The sequence below is a fragment of the Pseudomonas sp. W4I3 genome, from assembly GCF_030816195.1.
In the GTDB taxonomy this organism is placed as follows: domain Bacteria; phylum Pseudomonadota; class Gammaproteobacteria; order Pseudomonadales; family Pseudomonadaceae; genus Aquipseudomonas.
Map to the genome: position 1 here is coordinate 3,751,730 of NZ_JAUSXS010000001.1, position 23,073 is coordinate 3,774,802.

Annotated in this window: 13 protein-coding genes; 2 read left to right on the plus strand and 11 right to left on the minus strand. The window is 56.5% G+C overall.

All coding sequences use genetic code 11. The features are described from left to right. Positions 1 to 96 precede the first annotated feature (96 nt). The 4 genes from QF045_RS17100 to QF045_RS17115 are packed head-to-tail and all read right to left on the minus strand — an operon-like array spanning position 97 to position 9,141. Complete coding sequence (locus QF045_RS17100) at positions 97 to 1,644, minus strand: efflux transporter outer membrane subunit (protein WP_306493257.1); 1,548 nt, start codon at positions 1,642 to 1,644, stop codon at positions 97 to 99. Next, complete coding sequence (locus QF045_RS17105) at positions 1,641 to 4,748, minus strand: efflux RND transporter permease subunit (RefSeq protein WP_306493258.1); 3,108 nt, start codon at positions 4,746 to 4,748, stop codon at positions 1,641 to 1,643. Before QF045_RS17105 ends, QF045_RS17100 begins: the two co-directional genes overlap by 4 nt. After that, on the minus strand, positions 4,745 to 7,846 hold the full coding sequence (locus QF045_RS17110; RefSeq protein ID WP_306493259.1) for an MdtB/MuxB family multidrug efflux RND transporter permease subunit: 3,102 nt from the start codon (positions 7,844 to 7,846) through the stop codon (positions 4,745 to 4,747). Before QF045_RS17110 ends, QF045_RS17105 begins: the two co-directional genes overlap by 4 nt. Then, complete coding sequence (locus tag QF045_RS17115) at positions 7,843 to 9,141, minus strand: MdtA/MuxA family multidrug efflux RND transporter periplasmic adaptor subunit (RefSeq protein ID WP_306493260.1); 1,299 nt, start codon at positions 9,139 to 9,141, stop codon at positions 7,843 to 7,845. The genes QF045_RS17110 and QF045_RS17115 overlap by 4 nt, the downstream gene beginning before the upstream one ends. Positions 9,142 to 9,658: 517 nt before the next feature. Between QF045_RS17115 and QF045_RS17120 the strand changes: the two genes are divergently transcribed. After that, complete coding sequence (locus QF045_RS17120; RefSeq protein WP_306493261.1) at positions 9,659 to 14,980, plus strand: DUF6543 domain-containing protein; 5,322 nt, start codon at positions 9,659 to 9,661, stop codon at positions 14,978 to 14,980. Positions 14,981 to 15,049: 69 nt separating this feature from the next. Here QF045_RS17120 and tpx read toward each other — a convergent pair whose 3' ends face one another. Next, a complete protein-coding gene (gene tpx, locus QF045_RS17125) occupies positions 15,050 to 15,550 on the minus strand; it encodes a thiol peroxidase (protein ID WP_306493262.1) in 501 nt (166 codons plus the stop codon). 160 nt (positions 15,551 to 15,710) lie between these two features. Here tpx and QF045_RS17130 point away from each other — a divergent pair, with 160 nt between their 5' ends. Continuing rightward, entirely contained in the window at positions 15,711 to 17,000 is a 1,290-nt protein-coding gene (locus QF045_RS17130) for a glycosyltransferase (RefSeq protein ID WP_306493263.1), read from the plus strand. Positions 17,001 to 17,086: 86 nt separating this feature from the next. Here the strand turns inward: QF045_RS17130 and QF045_RS17135 are convergent, their stop codons facing one another. The 6 genes from QF045_RS17135 to QF045_RS17160 form a co-directional block, all read right to left on the minus strand. Further along, a complete protein-coding gene (locus QF045_RS17135) occupies positions 17,087 to 17,599 on the minus strand; it encodes a GNAT family N-acetyltransferase (protein WP_306494914.1) in 513 nt (170 codons plus the stop codon). Between the two features lie 164 nt (positions 17,600 to 17,763). Then, positions 17,764 to 19,029 (minus strand): oligosaccharide flippase family protein, encoded by a 1,266-nt coding sequence (locus tag QF045_RS17140; RefSeq protein ID WP_306493264.1) that lies wholly within the window; start codon positions 19,027 to 19,029, stop codon positions 17,764 to 17,766. 1 nt (position 19,030) lies between these two features. Continuing rightward, positions 19,031 to 20,968 carry a SagB/ThcOx family dehydrogenase gene (locus tag QF045_RS17145; protein ID WP_306493265.1) on the minus strand — a complete coding sequence of 646 codons (1,938 nt, stop codon included), beginning with the start codon at positions 20,966 to 20,968 and terminating at the stop codon, positions 19,031 to 19,033. Further along, a complete protein-coding gene (locus QF045_RS17150; protein WP_306493266.1) occupies positions 20,965 to 21,837 on the minus strand; it encodes a hypothetical protein in 873 nt (290 codons plus the stop codon). The genes QF045_RS17145 and QF045_RS17150 overlap by 4 nt, the downstream gene beginning before the upstream one ends. Continuing rightward, the gene (locus tag QF045_RS17155) at positions 21,830 to 22,495 is read right to left on the minus strand and encodes a hypothetical protein (protein ID WP_306493267.1); all 666 of its coding nucleotides are present in this window, start codon (positions 22,493 to 22,495) and stop codon (positions 21,830 to 21,832) included. Before QF045_RS17155 ends, QF045_RS17150 begins: the two co-directional genes overlap by 8 nt. A gap of 66 nt (positions 22,496 to 22,561) precedes the next feature. Then, entirely contained in the window at positions 22,562 to 23,041 is a 480-nt protein-coding gene (locus tag QF045_RS17160) for a hypothetical protein (RefSeq protein ID WP_306493268.1), read from the minus strand. Positions 23,042 to 23,073: the final 32 nt, after the last annotated feature.

Below are 23,073 nucleotides of genomic sequence, written 5' to 3' on the forward strand. Positions count from 1 at the left end.
ATTGCGACGGGCGTGAGCGTTGATTTCTGGCGTCAATAGACCGTCCCACGCACCGCGACTGCTCGTTCAGAGCGTGGGAACGAGCGGTGTGTCAGGTCATTGCTTTTCGGTCAGGGCAGTGTTGCCGTCCCATCCGCCACCCAGCGCCGCAATCAGCTGCACGCTGGCTACCAGCCGCGACTGCAGCAAGGTCAGCACCGTGCGCTCGTTGCTCAAGGCCGTGGCCTGCACGGTGACTACGTCCAGATAAGCGATCAGCCCCGCCTTGTACTGGTTCTCGGTCAACCGCAGCGACTCGCGAGCGGCGTCCAGCGCTTCGTTGCTGACCACTGCTTCGTCCGCCAGCACCTTGAGCTGCACCATGTAGTTTTCCACTTCGCGGAACCCATCCAGCACGGTCTGACGGTACTTGGCCACGGTTTCGTCATAGCTGGCCACGCTACGGTCGACTTCCGCCGAGCGCTGGCCACCGTCGAACAAGGTCATGGCCAGCTTCGGGCCGACCGACCAGAAGCGGTTCGGCAGGCTGATCCAGTCTGCATAGGTGCTGCTGGAATAGCCCCCTGCCAGGCTGAGGGTCAAGTCGGGGTAATAGGCCGCCTTGGCGACGCCAATATTGGCGTTGGCCGCAATGACCGAGCGTTCCGCCGAAGCGATATCCGGGCGGCGTTCCAACAGGTGCGACGGCAGGCCGACCGGAATCTGCGGCAGCGGCGGAATATCCTTGCTGACGGCCAGGCTGAAATTGGCCGGCGCTTCACCGATCAATACGGCAATAGCGTTTTCCAGCTGCGCCCGCTGCCAGATCAGGTCGATCAGGCTGGCCTGGGTGGTCTTGAGCTGGGTTTGCGCCTGGGCGATGGCGTCCTTGCCGGCCACACCGGCGCGGTATTGGTTTTCGGTCATCTGCAGCGAGCGCTGGTAGGTGTCGAGGGTGGCTTGCAGCAAACGGGTCTGCTCGTCCATGACGCGCAGCTGCAAATAGCTCTGCACCAGCTCCGACTGCTGGCTCAGGCGCATCGCGGCCAGATCGGCCGAGCTGGCCTCGGCGCTGGCTTCGTTGGCCTCCAGGCCTCGACGCAACTTGCCCCAGACATCGGCTTCCCAACTCACGCCCAACTGCGCATTGAGGGTGTCGCGGATCCCACTGCTGGAACTGCTCAGGCTCGCGCTGCTGCTACCGGTGCCCTGGCTGGCGCGGGTCTTGCCGACGCTCAGGTCGACACTGGGGTAAAACGCCCCGCGCGCACTGCGCACCAGTGCCTGGGCCTGGCGAAAACGCGCCTCGGCCTGGGCGACGGTCTGGTTGGAGCTATTGAGGCGCACCACCAAGTCGTTGAGTTGACGGTCGCCATACAGCTCCCACCACGCGCCACGCGCCAGGGAGTCGCTTGGGTTGGCCTGGCGCCAGCCTTCGGCCTGCTTGAATTGTGCAGGCTCGACAACCGGAGGGCGCTGGTAATCGGGGCCGATGGCGCAGGCGCTGAGCAACAACGCCAACCCCACTGTAGGAGCGAGCTTGCTCGCGAAGACCGTCAACGATAACGCGCCGAGCCTGGAAGAACGCGGTGCCTGCCCATTTTTCGCGAGCAAGCTCGCTCCTACAGGGGGCCGGGGTGCAGTGGCGTGAGTTGAATCGTTCATAGCGCAGTGTCCAGGGCAGCATCGGTACGCACACCGCGCCAGGCATTGAAGCGGTGGCGCGCGCGGTCAAGATAGAGGTAAACCACCGGAGTGGTGTAAAGGGTCAGAATCTGGCTGAACACCAGGCCGCCGATGATGGTCAGGCCCAGAGGCTGGCGCATTTCTGCGCCATCGCCAGCGCCGAGCAGCAACGGCAAGGCACCGAGGATCGCCGCCAGCGTGGTCATCAGGATCGGTCGCAGGCGCAGCAGGCAGGCGCTGCGAATCGACTCCAGCGGGCTCATGCCGTCGTTGCGCTCAAGCTGCAGCGCCAGGTCGATCATCAGGATGGCGTTTTTCTTCACCACCCCGATCAGCAGGAACAGCCCCAGCAGTGAGATCAGGCTGAACTGCCCGCCCAGCAGGTAGATAGACAGCAACGCGCCGACGCCGGCCGACGGCAGGGTCGACAGAATCGTCAGCGGGTGGATATAGCTTTCATACAGAATGCCCAGCACCAGGTACACCGCCACCAGCGCGCCGAGGATCATGAACGGCTGACCCTTCTGGGTCGCCGCGAACGCGTCGGCGGTGCCGGCCATCTTCGCGATCACGTCTTCCGGCAGGCCAACCTTGGCAATCGCACGCTCGATGGCGGCAGTACCCTGCTCCACCGTGAACCCTGGCGCGATGTCGAACGCAATGCTTTCCGACGCGAACTGGCCTTCATGGCTGACGCGGTCATCGGCCAGGCTGTTTTCGTAGTGAGCAATGGTCGACAGCGGCACCCGCGCGCCATCGGCGGTGATCACTTGCACCTGGTTGAGGGTGATCGGGTCCTGGGCGTATTTCTGGTTGACCTCCATCACCACCTGATACTGGTTGAGGCTGTCGTAGATCGTCGAAATCTGCCGCTGGCTGTAGGCGTTATTGAGCACCGCCGTGACCATGTCCATGTCGATACCCAGGCGCTTGGCCTGATCGCGGTCGACGATCAGCGTGACTTGGGCCGCGCCGCGCCCTTCGCGGGCGTCGATGGCGGTCAGCTCCGGCAGTTCACGCAAGGCGGCCACCACTTTCGGGTACCACAGGCGCAATGCGGCCAGGTCACCGCTTTGCAGAATGTAGGAATACTGCGCGCTGGTCTGGTCGCGGCTGCCGCCAAACTGCAGGTCCTGGTCGGCCATCAGGAACAGGCGCCCGCCCGGCACCAGCGGGACGTCCTTGCGCAAGCGCTCGATCACCGCCTGGGCCGAGACCTTGCGCTCAGCGATGGGTTTGAGGCGCACCAGCATCACCGCGTTGTTGATGCCACTGTTGCCGCCGATAAAACCGGCCACGCTGAGCACCGCCGGGTCCTTGAGCACGGCCTGGCGGAAAATCTCCATCTTCGGCTGCATCACATTGAACGACAGCCCGTCATCGCCGCGCACAAAACCGATCAACTGGCCGGTGTCCTGCTGCGGCAAAAAGGTTTTCGGCACCACCACGTACAGCGCGATGTTCACGCCCACGGTGACGAACAGGCTGAGCAGCGTCAGGCGGCGATGGCGCAGCACCCAGTCCAGGCTGGTGGCATAGGCGGCGACCATGCGTTCGTTGATGCGGTGGCTCCAGCGCTGCAAACCGGTCATGTGCCCTTTGACATGCGGCTTGAGCCAGCGAGCGCAGAGCATCGGGGTCAAGGTCAGCGAGACGATCAGCGAGACGATGATGGCCGCCGACAAGGTGATGGAAAACTCCCGGAACAGGCTGGTGACGATGCCCCCCATGAACAGGATGGAAAGAAACACCGCCACCAGCGACACGTTCATCGACAGCAAGGTGAAACCGACTTCCTCAGCCCCCAGGTAGGCGGCCTTCATCGGCGGCACGCCCTCCTCGATATGCCGGGAGATGTTCTCCAGCACCACGATGGCATCGTCCACCACCAGGCCGGTAGCCAGGATCAGCGCCATCAGCGAGAAGTTGTTCAGCGAAAAACCGTACAGGTACATCACCGCAAAGGTGCCCACCAGCGACACCGGCACCGCCAGGGTGGGGATCAGCGAGGCGCGGAAGTTGCCGAGGAACAGGTACACCACCAGCACCACCAGGGCCACGGCGATCAACAGGGTCATCTCGGCTTCGTGCAAGGTGGCGGTGATGACCGGCGAACGGTCCATGGCCAGGTTGAGCTTGACGCTGGACGGCAACACGGCCTGCAACGCGGGCAGCTGCGCCTTGATCTGCCGGACCGTCTCGATGATGTTGGCGCCGGACTGGCGGTTGATCACCAGCAGCACCGCCGAATCATTGTTGAAAAAACCACTGTTGTAGCGGTCTTCGACACCGTCGCTGATCTTTGCCACATCCCGCAGGCGCAGTGCCGCGCCGTCCTGGTAGCGAATCAGCAGCGGTTCGTAGTCCTTGGCCTTTTCCAGCTGGTCGTTGGCCTGGATCTGCCAGTTGCGCTCGCTGTCTTCCAGGGAGCCCTTGGGTCGGCGCTGGTTGGCGTTGGCGATGGTATTGCGCACATCGTCCAGGGCCACGCCGTACTGGTCGAGTGCCTTGGGCTCCAGCTCGATGCGCACGGCCGGCAGGGAGCTGCCGCCAATCTGCACTTCGCCCACACCCGGCACCTGGGACAGGCTTTGGGACAGGATCGTCGAGGCCAGGTCGTACAGCTGACCCTTCTGCAGCACGTCCGAGGTCAGCGACAGCACCATGATCGGCGCCTGGGACGGGTTGATCTTCTTGTACGTGGGCATGCTGCGCATGCCGCTGGGCAGCAGATTGCGCGACGCATTGATCGCCGCCTGCACTTCCCGCGCCGCGCCGTTGATGTCCCGGTCGGAATCGAACGCCAGGATCACCCGCGTCGAGCCCTGGCTCGATGAACTGCTCATCGTGGTAATGCCGGCAATCGCGCCGAACGAGCGCTCCAGCGGCGTGGCCACGGTAGACGCCATCACCTCGGGGCTGGCGCCAGGCAAGCTGGCCGAGACCACGATCACCGGGAAATCGATCTGCGGCAACGGCGACACCGGCAGCAGATTGAAGCTGACGCCACCGAGCAGCATGATCGCCAGGCTCAGCAGCAGCGTGGCGACCGGCCGGCGGATGAAAGGTCCGGACAGGTTCATGACTCAACCGGCTCCAGGCTCTGCGGTTCTTTGCGCCAGCGCCGACCCAGACGATCGAAATACAGGTAGATCACCGGCGTGGTGAACAGCGTCAACACCTGGCTCACCAGCAAGCCCCCGACCATCACCAGGCCCAGGGGCTGGCGCAGTTCCGCACCGGAACCGGTGGCCAGCATCAACGGCACCGCACCGAACAACGCCGCCAGGGTGGTCATCAGGATGGGCCGAAAGCGCAGCAGCGCCGCCTGGTAGATGGCGGTCTGCGGGTCCAGGCCCTGGTTGCGTTCGGCGTCGAGGGCGAAGTCGATCATCATGATCGCGTTCTTCTTGACGATACCGATCAGCAGGATGATGCCGATGATCGCGATCATGCCCAGGTCATTGCCACTGAGCAGCAAGGCCAGCAAGGCCCCCACGGCGGCCGACGGCAAGGTCGAAAGGATGGTAATCGGGTGGATATAACTCTCGTAGAGCACCCCCAGCACGATGTACATGGTGACCACCGCCGCCAGGATCAGCAGCAAGGTGCTCGACAGCGAGGCCTCGAACGCCTGGGCCGCGCCCTGGAACTGGGTCTGCACGCCGATCGGCATGCCGATGTCCCTCTGGGTCTGGTTGATCAGTTCCACCCCTTTGCCCAGCGCAACGCCGGGGGCCAGGTTGAACGACATCATCACCGCCGGGAACTGGCCGATATGGGCAATCGACAACTGCGCCTGGCGCTGCTCCACATGGGCCAGGCTCGACAACCGTACCTGGCCGCCGTCGGTGGTCTTCACATGGATCTGGTTGAGCGCGGCCGGGCCGAGGGTTTCGCCGGACTGGGCCTGTAGTACCACGCGGTACTGGCTGGCCTGGGTATAGATGGTGGAAATCTGCCGCTGGCCAAAGGCGTCGTACAGCGCGTCGGTGATGGTCGAGACGCTGACGCCCAGGCGCGAGGCGGCATCACGGTCGATCACCAGGTACACCTGCAGGCCCTTGTCCTGCAGGTCGCTGGCCACGTCGGTGAGTTCCGGCAGCTGGCTGAGGGCGTGCACCAGTTTGTCGCTCCACAGCGCCAGCAGCTCGGCATCCGGCGAGGACATGCTGAATTGGTACTGGGTACGGCTGACGCGGTCCTCGATGGTCAGGTCCTGCACCGGCTGCATGAACAGGCGGATGCCCACCAACTTGTCGATTTCCGGTTGCAGACGGGCGATTACCTGCATCGCGCTCAAGTCGCGCTGCCCATGAGCCTTGAGGTTAATCAGCAAGCGGCCGCTGTTGAGGGTGGCATTATCACCATCCACGCCAATATAGGACGACAGGCTTTCAACCGCCGGATCGGCCAGGATGATCTTCGCCAGTTCCTGTTGACGCTGGCTCATCGCGGCAAATGAAATCGATTGCGGCGCCTCGGAAATCCCCTGGATCACCCCGGTGTCCTGCACCGGGAAAAAGCCCTTGGGCACCACTAGGTACAGCACCACCGTCAGGCCCAAGGTGGCGATGGCCACCAGCAGGGTCAGCGGTTGGTGCCTGAGCACCCACTGCAACTTGCGCCCGTAGGCTTCGATCAGCCAATCGATCCAGGCGCCGCTGGCCTTGTAAAAGCGGCCCTGCTCTTCTTCCTTCGGTTCACGCTTGAGCAAGCGCGCGCACATCATCGGCGTGAGCGTGAGGGACACCACCAGGGAAATCAGGATCGCCACGGCCAGGGTGATGGCGAACTCGCGGAACAGGCGCCCGACCACGTCGGCCATGAACAACAGCGGGATCAATACGGCGATCAGAGACAGGGTCAGGGAAATCAGGGTGAAGCCGATCTGCTTGGCGCCCTTGAGCGCGGCGGCCATCGGCGTCTCGCCCTCCTCGATATAACGGGAGATGTTCTCCAGCATCACGATGGCATCGTCCACCACAAACCCGGTGGCGATGGTCAGGGCCATCAGCGTCAGGTTGTTGACCGAGAACCCCGCCAGGTACATCACGCCAAAGGTGCCGATCAGCGACAGCGGCACGGCGATGGACGGAATGATCGTGGCGCTGACACGGCGCAGGAACAGGAACGTCACCATCACCACCAGGGCAATGGCGATCAGCAATTCGTGTTGTACGTCTTTCACCGACGCGCGGATGGTCTGGGTGCGGTCGGTGAGCACCGTCACGTCCAGGCCCGCTGGCAGGTTGTCAGTGATGCTCGGCAGCAAGGCCTTGATACGGTCCACCACCTCGATCACGTTGGCGCCCGGCTGGCGCTGGATATTGAGCAGCACGGCCTGGTTCTCATTGGCCCAGGCGGCAAGGCGCTCGTTTTCGGCGCCGTCGACGATCTGCGCCACGTCCTTGAGACGCAACGGCGCACCGTTGCTGTAGGCCAGGATCAAGTCGGCATATTGCTCGGGCGACACCAACTGATCGTTGGCATCGAGCATCGACACCCGGGTGGGGCCGTCGAAGTTGCCCTTGGGCTGGTTGACGTTGGACGCGGCAATCAGTGTGCGCACGTCCGACAGGTTCAGGCCATTGGCCGCCAGGGCCTCGGGGTTGACCTTGATGCGCACGGCCTGACGCTGGCCGCCGGCAATGCTGACCATGCCGACGCCGCTGATCTGCGCGATCTTTTGCGCCATGCGCGTGTCGACCAGGTCATTGAGCTTGGGCAGCAGCATGGTCTTGGAAGTAATCGCCAACGTCAGCACCGGGGTGTCCGCCGGGTTGACCTTGTTGTACACCGGCGGCGCCGGCAGGTCCTTGGGCAACAGGTTGGTGGCGGCGTTGATCGCGGCCTGCACCTGCTGCTCGGCGACATCCATGTTGATGTCGAGGTTGAAGCGCAGGGTCAGCACCGACGCACCACCGGAGCTGGTGGAAGCCATCTGGGTAAGCCCGGGCATCTGCCCGAACTGGCGCTCCAGCGGCGCAGTGACCGCGCTGGTCATCACGTCAGGGCTGGCGCCGGGGTACAGCGTCATCACGCGTATGGTCGGGTAGTCCACCTGGGGCAAGGCCGACACCGGCAGCAACCGGTAAGCGATGAGACCGGCCAGCACAATAGCCAGCATGCTCAGCGTGGTGGCGACCGGTCGAACGATAAACAGGCGCGACAGGTTCATGCGCCGACCTTTTGCGCCTTGCCGGCGTCAGTACCGGTCTCCCCTTTTGCCGCGGGCTTGCCTTGCAGGTGTTCGGTCGGGGTGGTCGGCACTTGGCTGCTGTCGTTGACCACCTCGATTTCGCTGCCGTCCTTGAGCCGGTCGGTGCCTTCCATGACCACCCGATCACCCGCCGCAAGGCCTTGCTTGATCACGGTGTTGTCGCCGTCGGTGTCGCCCACCACCAGCGGCTGGACCTTGACCTTCTTGTCGCCATCGAGCTTGTAGACAAAGGTGCCGTTATTCCCGAACTGGATCGCCGCGGACGGTGCCAGCACCACGTTGTGCAGGGTATCGGCGAGCAAATGCACGTTGACGAACTGATTGGGAAACAGCGCTTGATCCTTGTTATCGAAGCGCGCCTTGAATTTCAGGGTGCCGGTGGTCACGTCGATCTGGTTGTCCAGGCTTTGCAGCACGCCCACCGCCTGCTGTTTCGCGTCGCCACGGTCCCAGGCCTCCACCGGCAGTTTGTTGCCGGCGTGGTAACGCTGGAGGACGGTGTCCAGGGTATTTTCCGGCAGGGTGAAGGCCACGCTGATCGGTTGGGTCTGGGTAATCACCGCCAGTGCGGTGGTGTCGTTGGCGGCCACCAGGTTGCCGACATCGAGCTGACGCAGGCCGACGCGACCGGCAATGGGTGCGCGAATTTTGGTGAATTCAAGGTTCAGCTTGGCATCGTCGACCGCGCCCTGGTTGGTCTTGACCGTGCCCTGGTATTGCAGGACCAGCGCCTCGGCGGTGTCCAGGGTTTGCTTGGCGATGCTGTCCTGGGCATACAGGCCGCGATAACGTTCGACGTCGACCTGGGCGTTTTTCAACTGGGCCTGGTTCTGCAGCAGCGTGCCCTGGGCCTGGAGCAAGGCGTTCTGGTAGCTGCGCGGGTCGATTTCCGCCAGCAAGTCTCCCGCCTTGACCATCTGCCCTTCCTCGAAGGCGATCTTGACCAGCTCGCCGCCCACCCGGCTGCGCACATTGATGGTGTTGAGCGCGGTGACCGTGCCCAGCGCCTTGTAATACACCGGGAACTCCCCCACTACCGCAGGCGCCACCCGCACCGGCACCGGGCCGGTGGCGCCGCCAAACCCTGGGCGCGCCATGCCGCTCTTGCCGGTATGCCCGGCCGGAGCATCCTTGTGGGCCGCGCTGCCGGGCCAGAATTTCCAGCACAGGCCGGCGATAACTAGCAGTACGAGCAGGCCGAACAGCCAGCGGCGGGAGTTGCGGGGGGAGGATTGCATGGATTGATCAACCATTGGGCGCGAGAGCTTCTACTTTGGGAGGCTGAAAGATAAGCACTGGGGCGCATTTAGAAAAGCGCCTTTACCGGCTATTTACCTTGGGCTTGTAACTTTGATCACAGAGGGTGGCCCGCTTGCCAAGTCGGCCGAGCGTTTGCCCGCTGAATAAAAACGGCCTGGACTAGGCCAGGCCGCAATCATGCATCAAGCGTGTTACTGCCAAACGTCAGTAATGTGGCGAAACATTACTTCAAAACAGCCGGAGATGCATTCGCCCAGCGCAACGTGCCGATTACCCCAGATGCGCCTGACGCTTTCGGTTTGAAACATTTCTAACGCCGCCGCGGCTGGAACCGCTCATTGCGCGCCGCCACCCAGCTACAGCATCTGCCGTCTTTTCATGCAACGGATGATGCCGTTTCTAACTGCGCAGCCAAAAGGGCCATTCATGATTCACACTCATCTATCAGCTACTCCCCCGTCGACAATCCGAACTCACGAACCGGCTGCGCCCTTGATACCTCCACGGTCAGTGACATCACGCGTCATCGAGCTTTTCCTGAGCCCGCGCAACACACCGGGAGCGCTCTCACCCGCCAGCCTCGTACTGCGCCAGCGCATCGAGCCATTGCTGCGGGACGCGGTGACAACAGAACAGCCCAGCCTGGCCGAGCACATCGTCCAACTGATAAAGAACAGTTCTGAGCCGCTGACAGACACAACATTGCACCAAGAGGTAGAGCGGCGCCTGGGCCAGCCCAGTGCGCCCGATCCGCAAAAAACCTACGCCCAGGTTATTCAGCAAATATTCGAAAGCTTGCCACCCAGCGTACCGAACGCTCATAGGCTATTGCCGCGTGCACGTCGAGACCTGCAAAACCCAATCTCACCCCCCTCACCCCGCCAAGCTTCAGTCCGCTCATTCGCCGACGCGCTGGTAAACCGTGGCGACCGTCAACTGGCCATCGGTGTCGCCAATAGTTTGGTCCTCCAACAACAAATTGCCGCCAACGGTCTTCGTCGCTGCGCAGCGGAGTGCAACGTGACCGTCCCGCCTGACTCCACGTTCGGCCAGGCCTGGGCGGAGCTTGCTGACGCGCTGCATTCGGAACCGTTCAAATCGTTCGCCCAAGGCAGGCAGATCGATATTTCCAAACTGCTCATTGACACCAGCGGCACCCTGACCGAGACAAAAAATAACCGTGACGTCAATTATTACCTGCACCGGGACACCGCTTGGGCTAGCGCTTCAACTGCCGTTCTAGCGGCCGCCAGAAAAGTGGCTGGCAGGGGCTTTCTTGTTGAATTCAGCGACCGAAATCACTCAGACGCCTATACCGTCGCCCAATTCTACGGTTTGAATCCGGGGTACACGAAGGGCGATACGTTGTTTGCCATTGGGCAACTGTTTCGTGACGGCACCTTCAGGTCCTTGATCAGCGCCGACCCGGAGTACGCAACGCAATATGCGCCCATAAAACAGCTCCAACAAAATGCCAGCCAACGGATCGTGGATTTACCGCAACCGCAATTGAACCAACGCCTTGCAGCGTTCGCCCCCAAGCCTGTGTCAAAGACGGTTGAGGAAGCCGATCGGGAACTGGCGCTACGCTGCAGCCAAGCGCTAATGAAACTGTTACCGGATTGCCAAGACGGCGCCGTTGAATTTCCCATTTTGGTCAATGATATTCCTGAATATTCGACATTCAACCAGGTTCGAAACAACCTCCTGAATGCACTGAACAGCGCGAAATTCAAAGCCTTTTTGATCGAAGAGAACCTTGACCCGGGCAGCGTGCGCATCGCCCCTGACAACGCTGAGCTGACCGGCAAGGTAAACGGTGTCGATACCGCCTTTACCTTGAATGATCTGTCGAACTGGACCGTCGTCTGGGGCGAGATTATGAGTGCGGTCCAAGCGTGGGCCGCCGGATCGGACGCTTACGTTCAATATCCCTCCACAACCTCTGCGAGGTTGTATGACGTCATGCGCTTTTACAAGGAACCGATCCCCAGCGAAATTTCCTCTCGGGAGAGCGACTGGCAGGAGCGACGCTCGACCACCTACCTCGGTCGAGTTGCCGACATGATCAGAAATAAGGGCTTCAAGGCTTTGCTTAGCCCAAGTGCCGACGACTCCAATTCCCAGGAGGTACGTAAGCGCCAACAGGCGGTCATCCAACAATTCACTGGGCAGCCAGCCCCTCTCTCGCCACTGGAAACCCTGGCGGCAGATGTTCATGCCCAGCCCCTCGCACCCGTGAAGCGCGCAGAGCCGACCGCTCCCGACGCAAACGCTGCGACGACAGCAAAGGCGCCCCCGGCCACCGCACCGCAGGCAACAACGCCAACGGCTTCCTCTGAGAACCCTGCGCTCGGCAACGCCGTGGCGCAGATGTCTCGAAAGCTTTTTTCCGGCCAACCCAACTTACGCTCAGTCGTCGAAGGCATGCTTGGCGATGCTATCAACGATGCCTCCCCTGGCTTGGATTTCGACGTCAACCATCTGGCCTTCGCCACGCCGGACCCAGACGGGTCCAATCAATTCGTGGAGACGCAGCTTGTCGAGCTGGCTCTGGACTACCTAGCCAATCGAAGTGCGCTGCCTTTTCTTCGCGGTAACGGGAAATTCGTCGACACGCGCCCCGACGTGCTCGCGCATACAGGCTTCGCTCCAGGCACTCCCCTCGCTCTGGACGAAGAGGCCGTCAATCGTGCAGTCAGCATGTTGCCCGCCAAACTGAACGAGGCGATTAAAGCGGCAAAACTCGAATACTGGAACGCCCCCGCCGTGAGCACGCCAGCCAGCGGCGATGCGGGTAAAGGGGCCTCCTATAGCGGCAGCCGCCAGGCGCTCATCGTTAGCCTCCTGCGCGATAATCTTTTCCAGGCTGCACTCTATCAACCTGGGCTAACTGAAGAAGAGCGGGACACGCTGGATATGGTTCTCAAGTATCCCGTAGGCTCAACGCGCCCGAGGGCAGCACAGGGCTCATTAGTGGAGGTCTACACCCTCGACGGGCATCACAGCCATGGTTTTTCCCCCACTTCGCCGAACATACTCATCAAGCGCATGCTGCCAGGAAACACCGTCAAACTAATGTGCGAGCCCAGCGGCAAAGTCTCGGCCTACAACGACGAGGAGCCGCCCAAGACAAAAGTCAACGACGATATATTCAATACCCAGGCCAACATTATCATCAACCGTAAATTGGGCCAGCTCCTGGCCACTGCGCCGTCTTCGGCTATTGCTGCCACACCTGGGCAACCCAAAGTCAGCGTGCCTGACTGGCTGGCCAATGCCGTCGAAGCCGACCGTTTCACCATGCACGAACTGGCGTTGAAGCTCGCGAGTCACTTGCGAAGCAACAAGATCGGTTCTTCCATGAAAGAACTAAAAGATATCCGCACGTTTGCCCAGGAAAAATTCAGCGCCCAACTGCCTATACCCAACGCCTACAAGACCGAAGACCTTGAGGTGGTATTCAAGGTCGCCGCTCAAGTGGCAGGTGGCAGCATCGAGCGTCGTCGCGTGAGCCTGACCGACGTCCTGTTGAAAAACGCGGTTGATATGCCGAGTAGGCAGCTCGAGGTCCACCATAAGACATTGAATGTGCGAATCCCCTTCCTTGAAAAGGACGGCGCGCTGAGGAAGATGGTTGAAGAGGTCGACGTCGGCAAACACTATCCCGAATACCTGAAGAATGCGTTGCTGGATGACCCAGTGCAGAAAGCCGCACACCAGGCAGTCTTTACAGAGCAGGTGCCCATCACCCTGCAGATCAAGGCACTGGAACAGGCGATCAGGGGAAGCTTTGGCTTCGATATGACTGGCTTTCGCTACGTCAGGGAAATTCTTGACCCCAAGCCAGGCGCAAAAACAGTTGATGGTAAAGAGATTGCGATCAGGCCATTAGCGTTTATTCGCACATCTGGCGATGCTCCAGACATAGTCGCAAACGCCTACCTGATTGAGCCCAGCGACAGCGAGGCCGGACCGCATATTCTTTATCGTCCGATGAGTGCCAGTACGCCATTGCTGCAATTTCGCACCCGCGCAGAATTGATGAAAGCTATCCAGAAGCCCGCTCAGACGCAGAAAGAAATTATTAACTGGATGTCCGATGACAACACTCGAACCGCCTACCGGAACGGAGGGTTCCTGAGCCCGCATACGGTCGTGATGGGCCAGAATGTCGACCCGTTGATCAAGCTCAATCCGTTCCACCCAACCGCCGCTGCGCCCACCCTGGCTACGGACGGCTATGCCGCCGCCACCACCCTGCAAGCGCAACTTAACGCGGGGCAACTGATGAACTCTCTTTACGAGGCCAACGCAAGCGCTCAGATCTCTTCGGCCGCAGAGATGGCGGTTACGACCGAGGACAGCACGTCGGCGTTACACACCCAACTCGGTTGGTTGGTCTTGAACGCGGTTCTTTCCTTTCCGCTTCTTCCAGCAAAGTTAGCCTATGCCGCCTATGCCCTACAGGCCCTTAACATCGTCAACGACATTGAAACGCTGACCGACGGCGACGACGAGAGAAAAGCGGAGGCCACAGTAGACTTGTTGGTCAACCTTGCAATACTGCTGATTGCGCATCTAGCGGCCCCCCGCATGACCAAGCCTGCGGGAGATGCCTTGACCACCAAGGCTTTAGAAGGCCGGATATTGCCAGACGGCACGCCTGGCAATGAACTGGCTCCGCGTAGCATTCAGCTGGGTGGAACGGCGCAAAGCCTCTACTCGATCGAAGGCGTAGTAGCTTCGTATATAGACACTTATAACGGAGGAGATCGAATCAACGTACTAGGCCATGGATCTGAACCTGCGCCGGGACAACCTTCCAAAATAATGAGCGAAGACGGAAAATTGTATTCAGCTCAAGAGATCTACGACTTACTACTCGAACGCGGCATAGATCTGAAAAAGTTCAAAGAGGGGCGTGTGCTCGCCTGCTGGTCGGCATCAGGGGGTGACAACTCATTTATTGCTGACATGCACAGCATCACGGGCGTACCGTTCAAAGGCTACGAAGGTCCGATAGTGACGGACATTATTCCGGGCGTAAATATCGACGAACTTTACCAAGAGTACGTTAAAAACAATAGGCTTTATTTTCCGGAACTCGCAAACTCTGACATAGAGTCGATGGCACAACGGCAACTTGATAATTATGTCGACAATCATTTTAAGCAGGTCGATATTAAAAAAGATCACGGATCAGTCATCTGGCTTAACATAGGGACCGAAAAAAATCCCGTCTGGCAGAAATACGTCGTCGATTATCAGCCTAAACGCACCGGGCCTCCTAAAGCCAAGGCTGAAGCTAAGGACGACGCGCCGATTGTGCCCACTGTGGCCGCACATCCCGTGGTCGACGTCCTGATGGGCGAAAGCCACACCGTGCAAGACGGCCAATCGATACTCACCACTCGCAGCCTTTCAGACTGCTCAGCGCTTGTGGTTCTGTCGGATCTCAAAGATGGCGTCTATCAAAAGCGCACGATGATGCACTTGACCGGCAGCAACCTGGAGTTCGGCTTATGCAGCGGGGATGTTTACGAACATCTGGAAGCGTTGGATCGCTCATTGAACCGCGGCGGGAAAGTCATTCTCGTAGGCGGCAGTCAATCACAGTCCGTCGTTGGGGTGGCAACCACCGTCGGGCAAGAATATAACGGCAAGAAGCCACTCCTGGATCTGCTCAAAAAGCCTGGTGTAGAGGCGGTGATCGCAGGCTCCGTCGGCGTGACCGTCAAACCGGACGGCACCTTTACGTTGCTGGAGGGCACAGGCAATGGCGTATTCGACGCCAAAAAAGTCAAGGACGTGTTCGACTTCGCTGACTAAGCCTGGCGGCCGAGCAACTTGCAGCCGTTGGCTGAGCCAACGGCTGCAAGTTCGTCACCAGCTAATGCTTTACTTCAAAACAGCCAGGGCTGCTTCATAGTTTGGCTCCTGGCCAATTTCGGCAACCAGTTCGCTGTGCAATACGTTGTCGTTCTCGTCCAATACCACGACAGCGCGAGCGGTAAGGCTGCGCAGCGGGCCGTCGACGATGTCTACACCGTAGTCCTGAGAGAACGCGGCGCTGCGGAAGTCCGACAGGCTTTTCACGTTTTCCAGGCCTTCGGAGCCGCAGAAACGCGCCTGGGCAAATGGCAGGTCCGAGGAAATGCACAGTACGACGGTATTGTTCAGCTCGTTGGCCTGAGCGTTGAACTTGCGTACCGAGGTCGCGCAAGTCGGGGTGTCGACGCTTGGGAAGATGTTCAACACTTTGCGCTTGCCGGCGAAGGTCGCCAGGGTGGCGTCCGACAGATCGCCGGCGGTCAGGGTGAAGTCTGGGGCCTGGGTGCCGGTTTGCGGCAGTTCGCCTTCAACCTGGACAGGGTTACCACGGAGGGTGACTTGAGCCATGATCAGAATCCTTATGTTGGGTTTGGTTAAACGAATTCGAGAGGCGGAAGTTAACCACAAAGTGCGTTGGCTACCTACCGCCAGCAACAAATTGTCATATCGCCGGGTTGTGGTTTAATTGCGCGCTTTTTTTGCCTGCACCTCAAGGAACCTGTCGTTGATGAATCAGCCCGCCACCAAAGTCCTGGTCATTGGTTACGTCTGGCCGGAGCCCCGTTCCTCGGCCGCGGGCGGGCATATGATGCAGATTCTCGAGAGTTTTCTCACACAAGGTTGGGACATTACCTTCAGCAGCCCCGCGACCATCGGTGAGCACAAGGCTGATTTGCCGGCGCTGGGCATCCATGAGTGCGCCATCGAACTTAATAACAGCAGCTTCGACGACTTTATCCGCGAGCTGGCGCCGGACATCGTGCTGTTCGACCGCTTCATGATGGAAGAACAGTTTGGCTGGCGCGTGGAAAAATGCTGCCCCGGCGCTTTACGCGTGCTGGAGACCTCCGACCTGCAAAGCCTGCGCGACGCACGGCACCAGCGGCTCAAGGATGCGCTCAAGGCAGCTCCCGACAACGACGACTTCAGCGCCTTGTTCGCCCCGAACCTGGAGCAGGAGTTTCAGCTGATGGCTGGCACCGATCTGGCCAAACGCGAAATCGCCGCGATTTACCGCTGCGACATCAGTTTGATGATCTCCGACGTGGAGATCCGTCTGCTCACCGATCAGTTCAAGGTGCCCAGCGCCCTGCTCCATTGGTGCCCCTTGATGATGGCACCCCCGACCGAAGCCTTCGCGCCGTTCGAAGACCGCGCGCACTTTCTCAGCATCGGTAACTTTCGCCACGCGCCCAACTGGGATGCGGTGCTATGGATGAAGAACAGTCTGTGGCCGTTGATCCGCCAGCAATTGCCCGGCGCCCAGTTGCATATCTACGGCGCCTACACCCCGCCCAAGGCCACCGCGCTGCACAACCCGGCACAGGGCTTTCATGTAATGAACTGGGCCGAAGATGCACTGCAAGTGATGACGGCCGCGCGCATCTGCCTGGCGCCGCTGCGCTTTGGTGCGGGCATCAAGGGCAAGCTGGTCGACGCCATGCTGTGCGGCACGCCCAGTGTGACCACCCCGATCGGCGCCGAGGCCATGGGCGATGACCAGCCCTGGCCCGGCGTGATCGAACACGACGCCCTGGCCCTGGCCGCTGCCGCCGTGAGCCTCTACCAGGACCGCGAGCGCTGGACCCAGGCCCAGGAACGTGGGCGTCAGGTCCTGGCTCGGCGTTATGACCAGGGCTTCCACGGGCCAGCCTTGGTTGAATGCCTGGAGCAATGCCGCCGCAATCTTGCCGCCCATCGCCGGGACAACTTTACCGGCAGCATGCTGCGCCATCATGCGCATAAAAGTACGCAATACATGTCCCAGTGGATCGAGGCAAAAAATCGCAACATCTAGACAATCGAGCAACGCGAAGAGCATGAAAAGCGTGATTCAGACTTGTCGCCGCTGCGCGGCAAGTCGAATCGGATATTCCCTGAGCCTTAACGCGCCCAAACGTACCTCACCTCCTCCAGAGACACCCCGCCACGGGCGAGCGTGCGACGGCTGCCAAGCTCTTCCCGCCCTCCGAGCCCTTGATAGAAACGCACAGCTCTTTGGTTTTCAGCTAAAACCCATAAGGTAATCACCTTATAACCCTGATCAACCAAACGCTGTAAACCTGACTCCCATAATTGCGCGCCTATACCCTTGCCCCAGTATTTTGCCAAAACGTAGATAGCCATCACCTCTCCCGCTTCTGCTCCTGCCTTATCTTGATCACGGCAAGGCCCCACTGAAATCCAACCAGTAACGTTCCCATCCACCTCTGAAACTAAAACGTCAACCTCTTTGCTTCCAATCGCATGAGTCCAATAAGCTTCCCTCTTCGGCAAGGTCGCAGAAAGCGAAGCCAAAAAATCAGCAGGCATTAGATCAAGATAAGCATGTTGCCAGCTACTGATATGAACGTTGGCAATGCTATTTGCATCGCTGGGACGTGCATCACGAATCATAACTATACCCTCACTCGCGTCTACTTCAGATAAATCTTCTGTAATCCTGCCCGCCACTTCTTCTCCGGACGCTGGATATTGCATAAACGTGCCTTCAGCTTCGTTCCTATATTTCAGCGGCGCTGCGTTTCATAAATTCTCACTAACCCTGACCTATATATCAATCAGGCGATTTTCAGCGATCGCGCTCTAAAATACTGAGTAAGGTTTACTAATATGACAACCGAAGCCGTCGCGACTGCCGCACCACTCACCCCATACCGAGGAATCAACAGTACGTTTGCGATAATATTGAGTAGAACTGAGGTCATCATACTGATCGCAAAAAAAGCCACTTCGCCTTTCATGTACAACGCGGTAGCCACAGGCCCAGTGCCTGCGTTGACCATTTGTGCAATAGCTAATATTACAAGGCAAAAACTAAAGGCACCGACTACGGGTTCTCCAACCAACATGGACAATACAAAGCCTGGAAATATACTAAGCACCAAGAAAAACGGCAAAGACCAGAGCAGCACATATTTTTGAACTAAACAAAACGTTTTCCTAGCCGAAGCCAAATCGTTCTCCTTGTACTGCCTTACGATAATTGGGCCGAAAATCGCATTTCCAGCCGAGATAGCTATTGTTACCACTGTAACTATTTGACATATCACACCGTAAATCGCAACAGCATGACTATCAACATAATAGCCCATAATAATCACATCACACTTAAGCAGTGCCACATTAGACAAGCTCGTCGACATCAACCACCAATTACCTGAGCGCTTCAGGTCAACCGGCGATTCCTGCTCATCGTTAAACTCGCGCATCTTCGTCAATAACAATATACCAACAAGCAACACTAAACCAAGAAAAGCAGAAAAAGAATAAACCAACAATATATTATTGATTTCATCAACAACGTTAATCAATACAAAGCATGCAATGGTTATAAATGGCAAAAAAATACCGATGGCATATTGCTCGGCAATCACTCTTCCGACTCCATCCAGCACCCCCTTTATAAGCGCTATCAAAGACCTCAAAAGCAACAGCAGTGGCAAATAAAAAAAACTGTATTCCGGCTTAGACACGATCCCTATCCAGATCAGACCAAACAACACAACACCTATGGCGAGCGTTAAAAGGCTCGAATCTTTCAATGCCGCCCTCAATGCCAAAACTGAATTAATACGACCACTGCCCGCGAAAGCTTTTGTCAATATTACAGGCCAGCCAAATGTGGTAAATACTAGGCAAATAGCCAAAATGGCATTAAGCGACGTTATAACGCCAAAGCGCTCACCACCAATCGTCCGCATCATGTAACTAGACAGCAATAGCGAGGCAGCCATTGACAAAAATTGAATCAACGTAGAATGGCTGATCTTCCTAAGCAAGCCACTATTTGCCTCCGAAACAAAAGAAAACTTTCGCTTTCTCATTTCATTTCCTCACTGCGCGTCCGACAGCAGCAAAATAATTGAGTGTTGATACCGAGTTCAACTCGGTGATTTTCGCTGCCGTCAGGTCATTTGAAGCGGGCGTTATGAACAGCCCGAGTTTCATGCGCGCGCATGAAATACAAACTTTTTGCATCAACATACCAAGTCTCAACAGAGCATTAACATAGCCCACTGAATTGAGGCCCTCAACCGAGCTTGCGAACCAGTAAATATCCGATGCCTGCACGACTGGTTTCTGCCCTATTACGGCGTTTTCCAACAAAGCGCTTTCTATTTCCTTAAAATTGATGAAGCATCGCTCCTTTTTACTCCATCTCTGCACCTTGAACATGTCATCATTAACCCGTTTGAGATGGAACATCTCCAGCGCATCACAGTCATTCAACAATTCCAAACAAGAGCTTACCGCGCCGAATGCACTGATAGGGTCAATCAGCGTTGGCGAGAAAATTCGCGTCGTTTTTCTTTCTGTTGAAAGAGCTTTCCATAAAGGACCAGGCTCGACGGACTCACTCTCATGAAAAAAATTTTCACCTATTAAGGATTCTGAATTGATTTTTTCAGCTTTGTATTCAAGATAGACGAGTAGATTTTGATACCAACCATGAGAAATCCAATGCGCTGCTTCCGAATATAAGCTGCGTACGTTTTCTAGATTAACCAGGAATCCTGACTGAATGAGCTCATCAACCAAGTTTATAGAAACGTTTTGACTTAGGCTAAGTTCCAAAGGCGTTGAAGGGCGATCACCACGCCTAGAAACCTGAGCATAATTTAGTACTCTGAACATAGACTCATCGAGTATAAGTTTCGCACATTTAGGATACGACGTTACACCGACCAACTTACCCTCTGCAAAATAGCACCATAAAAAGGGGTTGGTGTTATAGCAAGCACTTCTACTGAAATCCTCGCGCTCACACGCTACGATGTCACTTGTTGTTTGAAGCGTTGCCTCTGACGCCATACGACCGACAGGTCTACTTATCGAAAAACCACAAATAGGTATATCCTGAAGATCAAACTCATTAAAAACATTCTGATCTATAAAGCCCTCCATTAACGACCACCCGTAGGCAGCACTTAATTGGCGCAGCGTTTCAATACAATGACCGGCATCCAAGAAGATCGCGCGAAAACTCCTACTTTCACGATAACGCCACATGGGACGCTCCACCCTCGCAGTCAACACAAGAGACAAACGCCTATGGTTACTTCCATCGCTACTGGCCATTTTATAAACGAGTTGATTGTTCGGCGGATCAAAACAATAAACACCATCAGGGATATTTTCGACTCCGTTTATAATAACCAACGCTTCAATTGGATGACGCGCGCCCCCTGATGGATTCGCCTTACGCAGCCAAGGCCCAAAATCGCCTCCGTTGATTTCCCCTACGGCAAGGAAAGTACCTGATAAAATATTACTCAGCAGTTGCACCTCACTTTCTATGCTGCACAGGTGCATTTGCGGCAAGGGCAGATTGAGTCGCTTTAACTCAGCATTTCTTTGAGTGTAAACATCTGGCGGTCGTGCAATTTTCCCATACTCATTCATTTGCTCACGATCTTTCTCAAATCGCTCTATTGAATCATAGTTATGAAAAACGTACCCGTGAACAAAAGAATGGTAATAATCAAGGAACACGCTACCTTTTTTCGTTACGGAACAGTTTGGTTCTGGTAAAAGCAAACTTTTTTCAGTCAATATTTCTACGTCATGCAAAGCCTCACCTTCCGCAGAGGAGGCATCCCTTAGAATTTTTATAAGCTTAGGATACTCATCCTTACCGATAGCGCCGTATAAAGTAGACGCAACAGGATTGACGACCGTCCACCGACTGTTCCCTTGAGAATTCGGAGAAACCAACTTTGTTTGCAAGACATAAAGAGACGGATTCGTAAACAAACTTCTCATTTAAACATCCTGTTAGCCGCACCTACTATTATCTTCTGAACTTCCGGAAAATTTTCATATCCACCGTGATATATTTGGATAAGTTTCACCTTGGCGGCCAAAGCCCTGGAGCATTCTCGTGCTCCTTCCGGAGTCCCCCCGAACTGCAATTGGTGTCTTGTTAATATTTGTGCTGCTATCTTTTCGTCAGTGACGTTTTCCGCATGAGGCGTAACCATTCCAGGAATAAATATCAATTCAAATGCTAGTACGGGATCGCCTTCTTTTTTGGTTTTCAGCCATAAATTATCCGCAAATCTAAGCACCATTTTGCGCGCGATATTTTGACTATCAACAGCGTACCCATGCGGCTGCCGCAGTATAGCGTGAACGACCAAATCTCGTGATCGGACCACACATGTCTCGTCAGATAGCAGGCTCCACTCCTGCTGCTTGCACAAGGCCAAGGCATTGGTACTCTTGCCGGCGCCTTTGTTACCCAGCAATAGGACCGCACCTACTTCAGCAGCGTTTATGGCAGCCGCGTGATAGGCAGAAAACCTCCCATCTATGGCCTCTATATTAAAAGGAATGAGTGGCGGAGCGGTGCTACGCCAGTTATGAATCGGGGGCATGCCAAAACCAAACTTAACGTCAGTAAGCACACTGGCGTAATCGGGCGCGGTTCGTGTCAAGTACCTTCTTTTAACCAGATCAATCAGTGGTATAAACAACTCAACATCAATGGGCTCTTCCTGACTGGTTACGAGGTGCTCCTCTAAAACATCTTCTAGATAGCGATGCATTTCGTCATTATCGGTAGTTAGTTTAAACGCAAGACCCAGCAACTCATATCTTATGCTGTATCGCGTTTCTTTAATCTCAGCCATTGATTAACCTGACCTGTTCTGCAACGTGCTCCGCACAGGCGTAAGAGAAAGTTAAACTCATTCTCATGCCTTCAGGATGCGCTATATCAAAATTAGGAGAGTACGTCTTATGATAGTGGCTTGAATCAAACAAAACTGCTCTATTGCATCGATACGGTACAATCACGTGACGCCGTGTACGCTCAAGTACATATTTCTCGGACGCTCGTCCAGCTGCCAGGTATTCGTTAGCTCTTAAATCCTTGGCACGCTTGATATCGTAAATAAGCAAGCCACCCGTATCAAAATCAAGATTGTATTCTTCAGGTGTCAACCAATAGGTTAAGGTTAGCTGTCCGAAATCTGCATGTGTATTACCGTCACTGTTCTTCGAATACAAAAGCGCCCAGTAATCTATCAGCTTGATGCCATCCCCTGCTCGCTTTCGCATCGCGTGGTCAACGCTAGCCAAGATTGTTTCAACGAAAGCCGTCTTAGGTTGTGAGTTATAGAGATGTTTGGATATGGGATTTTTCTTACGCCACATCTGATTGTTTAACAGGCTTTTATGCAGTTCTCGGCACAGCGTGATGTCGAGAAAACCATCAATAATAGTGCAGTCAATATCGCCTAAAAGCGGGTCAAGGCTTTCGCCTCTAACATCTAGCGATATATCCATATATCAGCTCCTTCAAGGATGGCATAGACTCGCCACTGGCGGCGAGTCTACTTGTGCACTGCAACGTTATTTAATCGCAGGTGTATTTGCGCCTTTCGATGGAAAGGTTAGAGCTGGGCCGTGAGAGATGGTATATCCACCGCCCGTCTCCCCGCTTTGCAGCATCGCTTGCTGAACAGGCGACAAATCCTCGAGAAACTCGTTACCTGAAGGAATTACAAAAGATATTCCATATCCGCCGTAATCGTTAGGTTGCGAGACCTTGAATAACTGCAGTTGCTCATATGAAAGGAGAAATGATTTATTCAGCGCCAGGGCCTGAATGATCACCGTGGGAGTATGGGTTCCACTTACATTAAACGGCGGCGTTGTTTCAATCAACTCATCATCTGGAATGATAAACGTGACAACGCCATCATCAATCTTAGCAAACGCATCAGCCGTCAACTCAAACGCACTTAACTCTTGGCTACTGATGATATATGCATACCCAGTCCGCGGTTCTTGAACAAGAACACTTGGCAACTCTTTATATACGAGTGACATTTAGTTTCTCCTTCTATCTTCAGTCAATTTTA

Bases quoted from the DNA above. Each gene is read 5' to 3' on its own strand.
- QF045_RS17100 (WP_306493257.1), bottom strand. From the start codon at position 1,644: ATGAACGATTCAACTCACGCCACTGCACCCCGGCCCCCTGTAGGAGCG.
- QF045_RS17105 (WP_306493258.1), bottom strand. From the start codon at position 4,748: ATGAACCTGTCCGGACCTTTCATCCGCCGGCCGGTCGCCACGCTGCTG.
- QF045_RS17110 (WP_306493259.1), bottom strand. From the start codon at position 7,846: ATGAACCTGTCGCGCCTGTTTATCGTTCGACCGGTCGCCACCACGCTG.
- QF045_RS17115 (WP_306493260.1), bottom strand. From the start codon at position 9,141: ATGGTTGATCAATCCATGCAATCCTCCCCCCGCAACTCCCGCCGCTGG.
- tpx (WP_306493262.1), bottom strand. From the start codon at position 15,550: ATGGCTCAAGTCACCCTCCGTGGTAACCCTGTCCAGGTTGAAGGCGAA.
- QF045_RS17130 (WP_306493263.1), top strand. From the start codon at position 15,711: ATGAATCAGCCCGCCACCAAAGTCCTGGTCATTGGTTACGTCTGGCCG.
- QF045_RS17135 (WP_306494914.1), bottom strand. From the start codon at position 17,599: ATGATTCGTGATGCACGTCCCAGCGATGCAAATAGCATTGCCAACGTT.
- QF045_RS17140 (WP_306493264.1), bottom strand. From the start codon at position 19,029: ATGAGAAAGCGAAAGTTTTCTTTTGTTTCGGAGGCAAATAGTGGCTTG.
- QF045_RS17145 (WP_306493265.1), bottom strand. From the start codon at position 20,968: ATGAGAAGTTTGTTTACGAATCCGTCTCTTTATGTCTTGCAAACAAAG.
- QF045_RS17150 (WP_306493266.1), bottom strand. From the start codon at position 21,837: ATGGCTGAGATTAAAGAAACGCGATACAGCATAAGATATGAGTTGCTG.
- QF045_RS17155 (WP_306493267.1), bottom strand. From the start codon at position 22,495: ATGGATATATCGCTAGATGTTAGAGGCGAAAGCCTTGACCCGCTTTTA.
- QF045_RS17160 (WP_306493268.1), bottom strand. From the start codon at position 23,041: ATGTCACTCGTATATAAAGAGTTGCCAAGTGTTCTTGTTCAAGAACCG.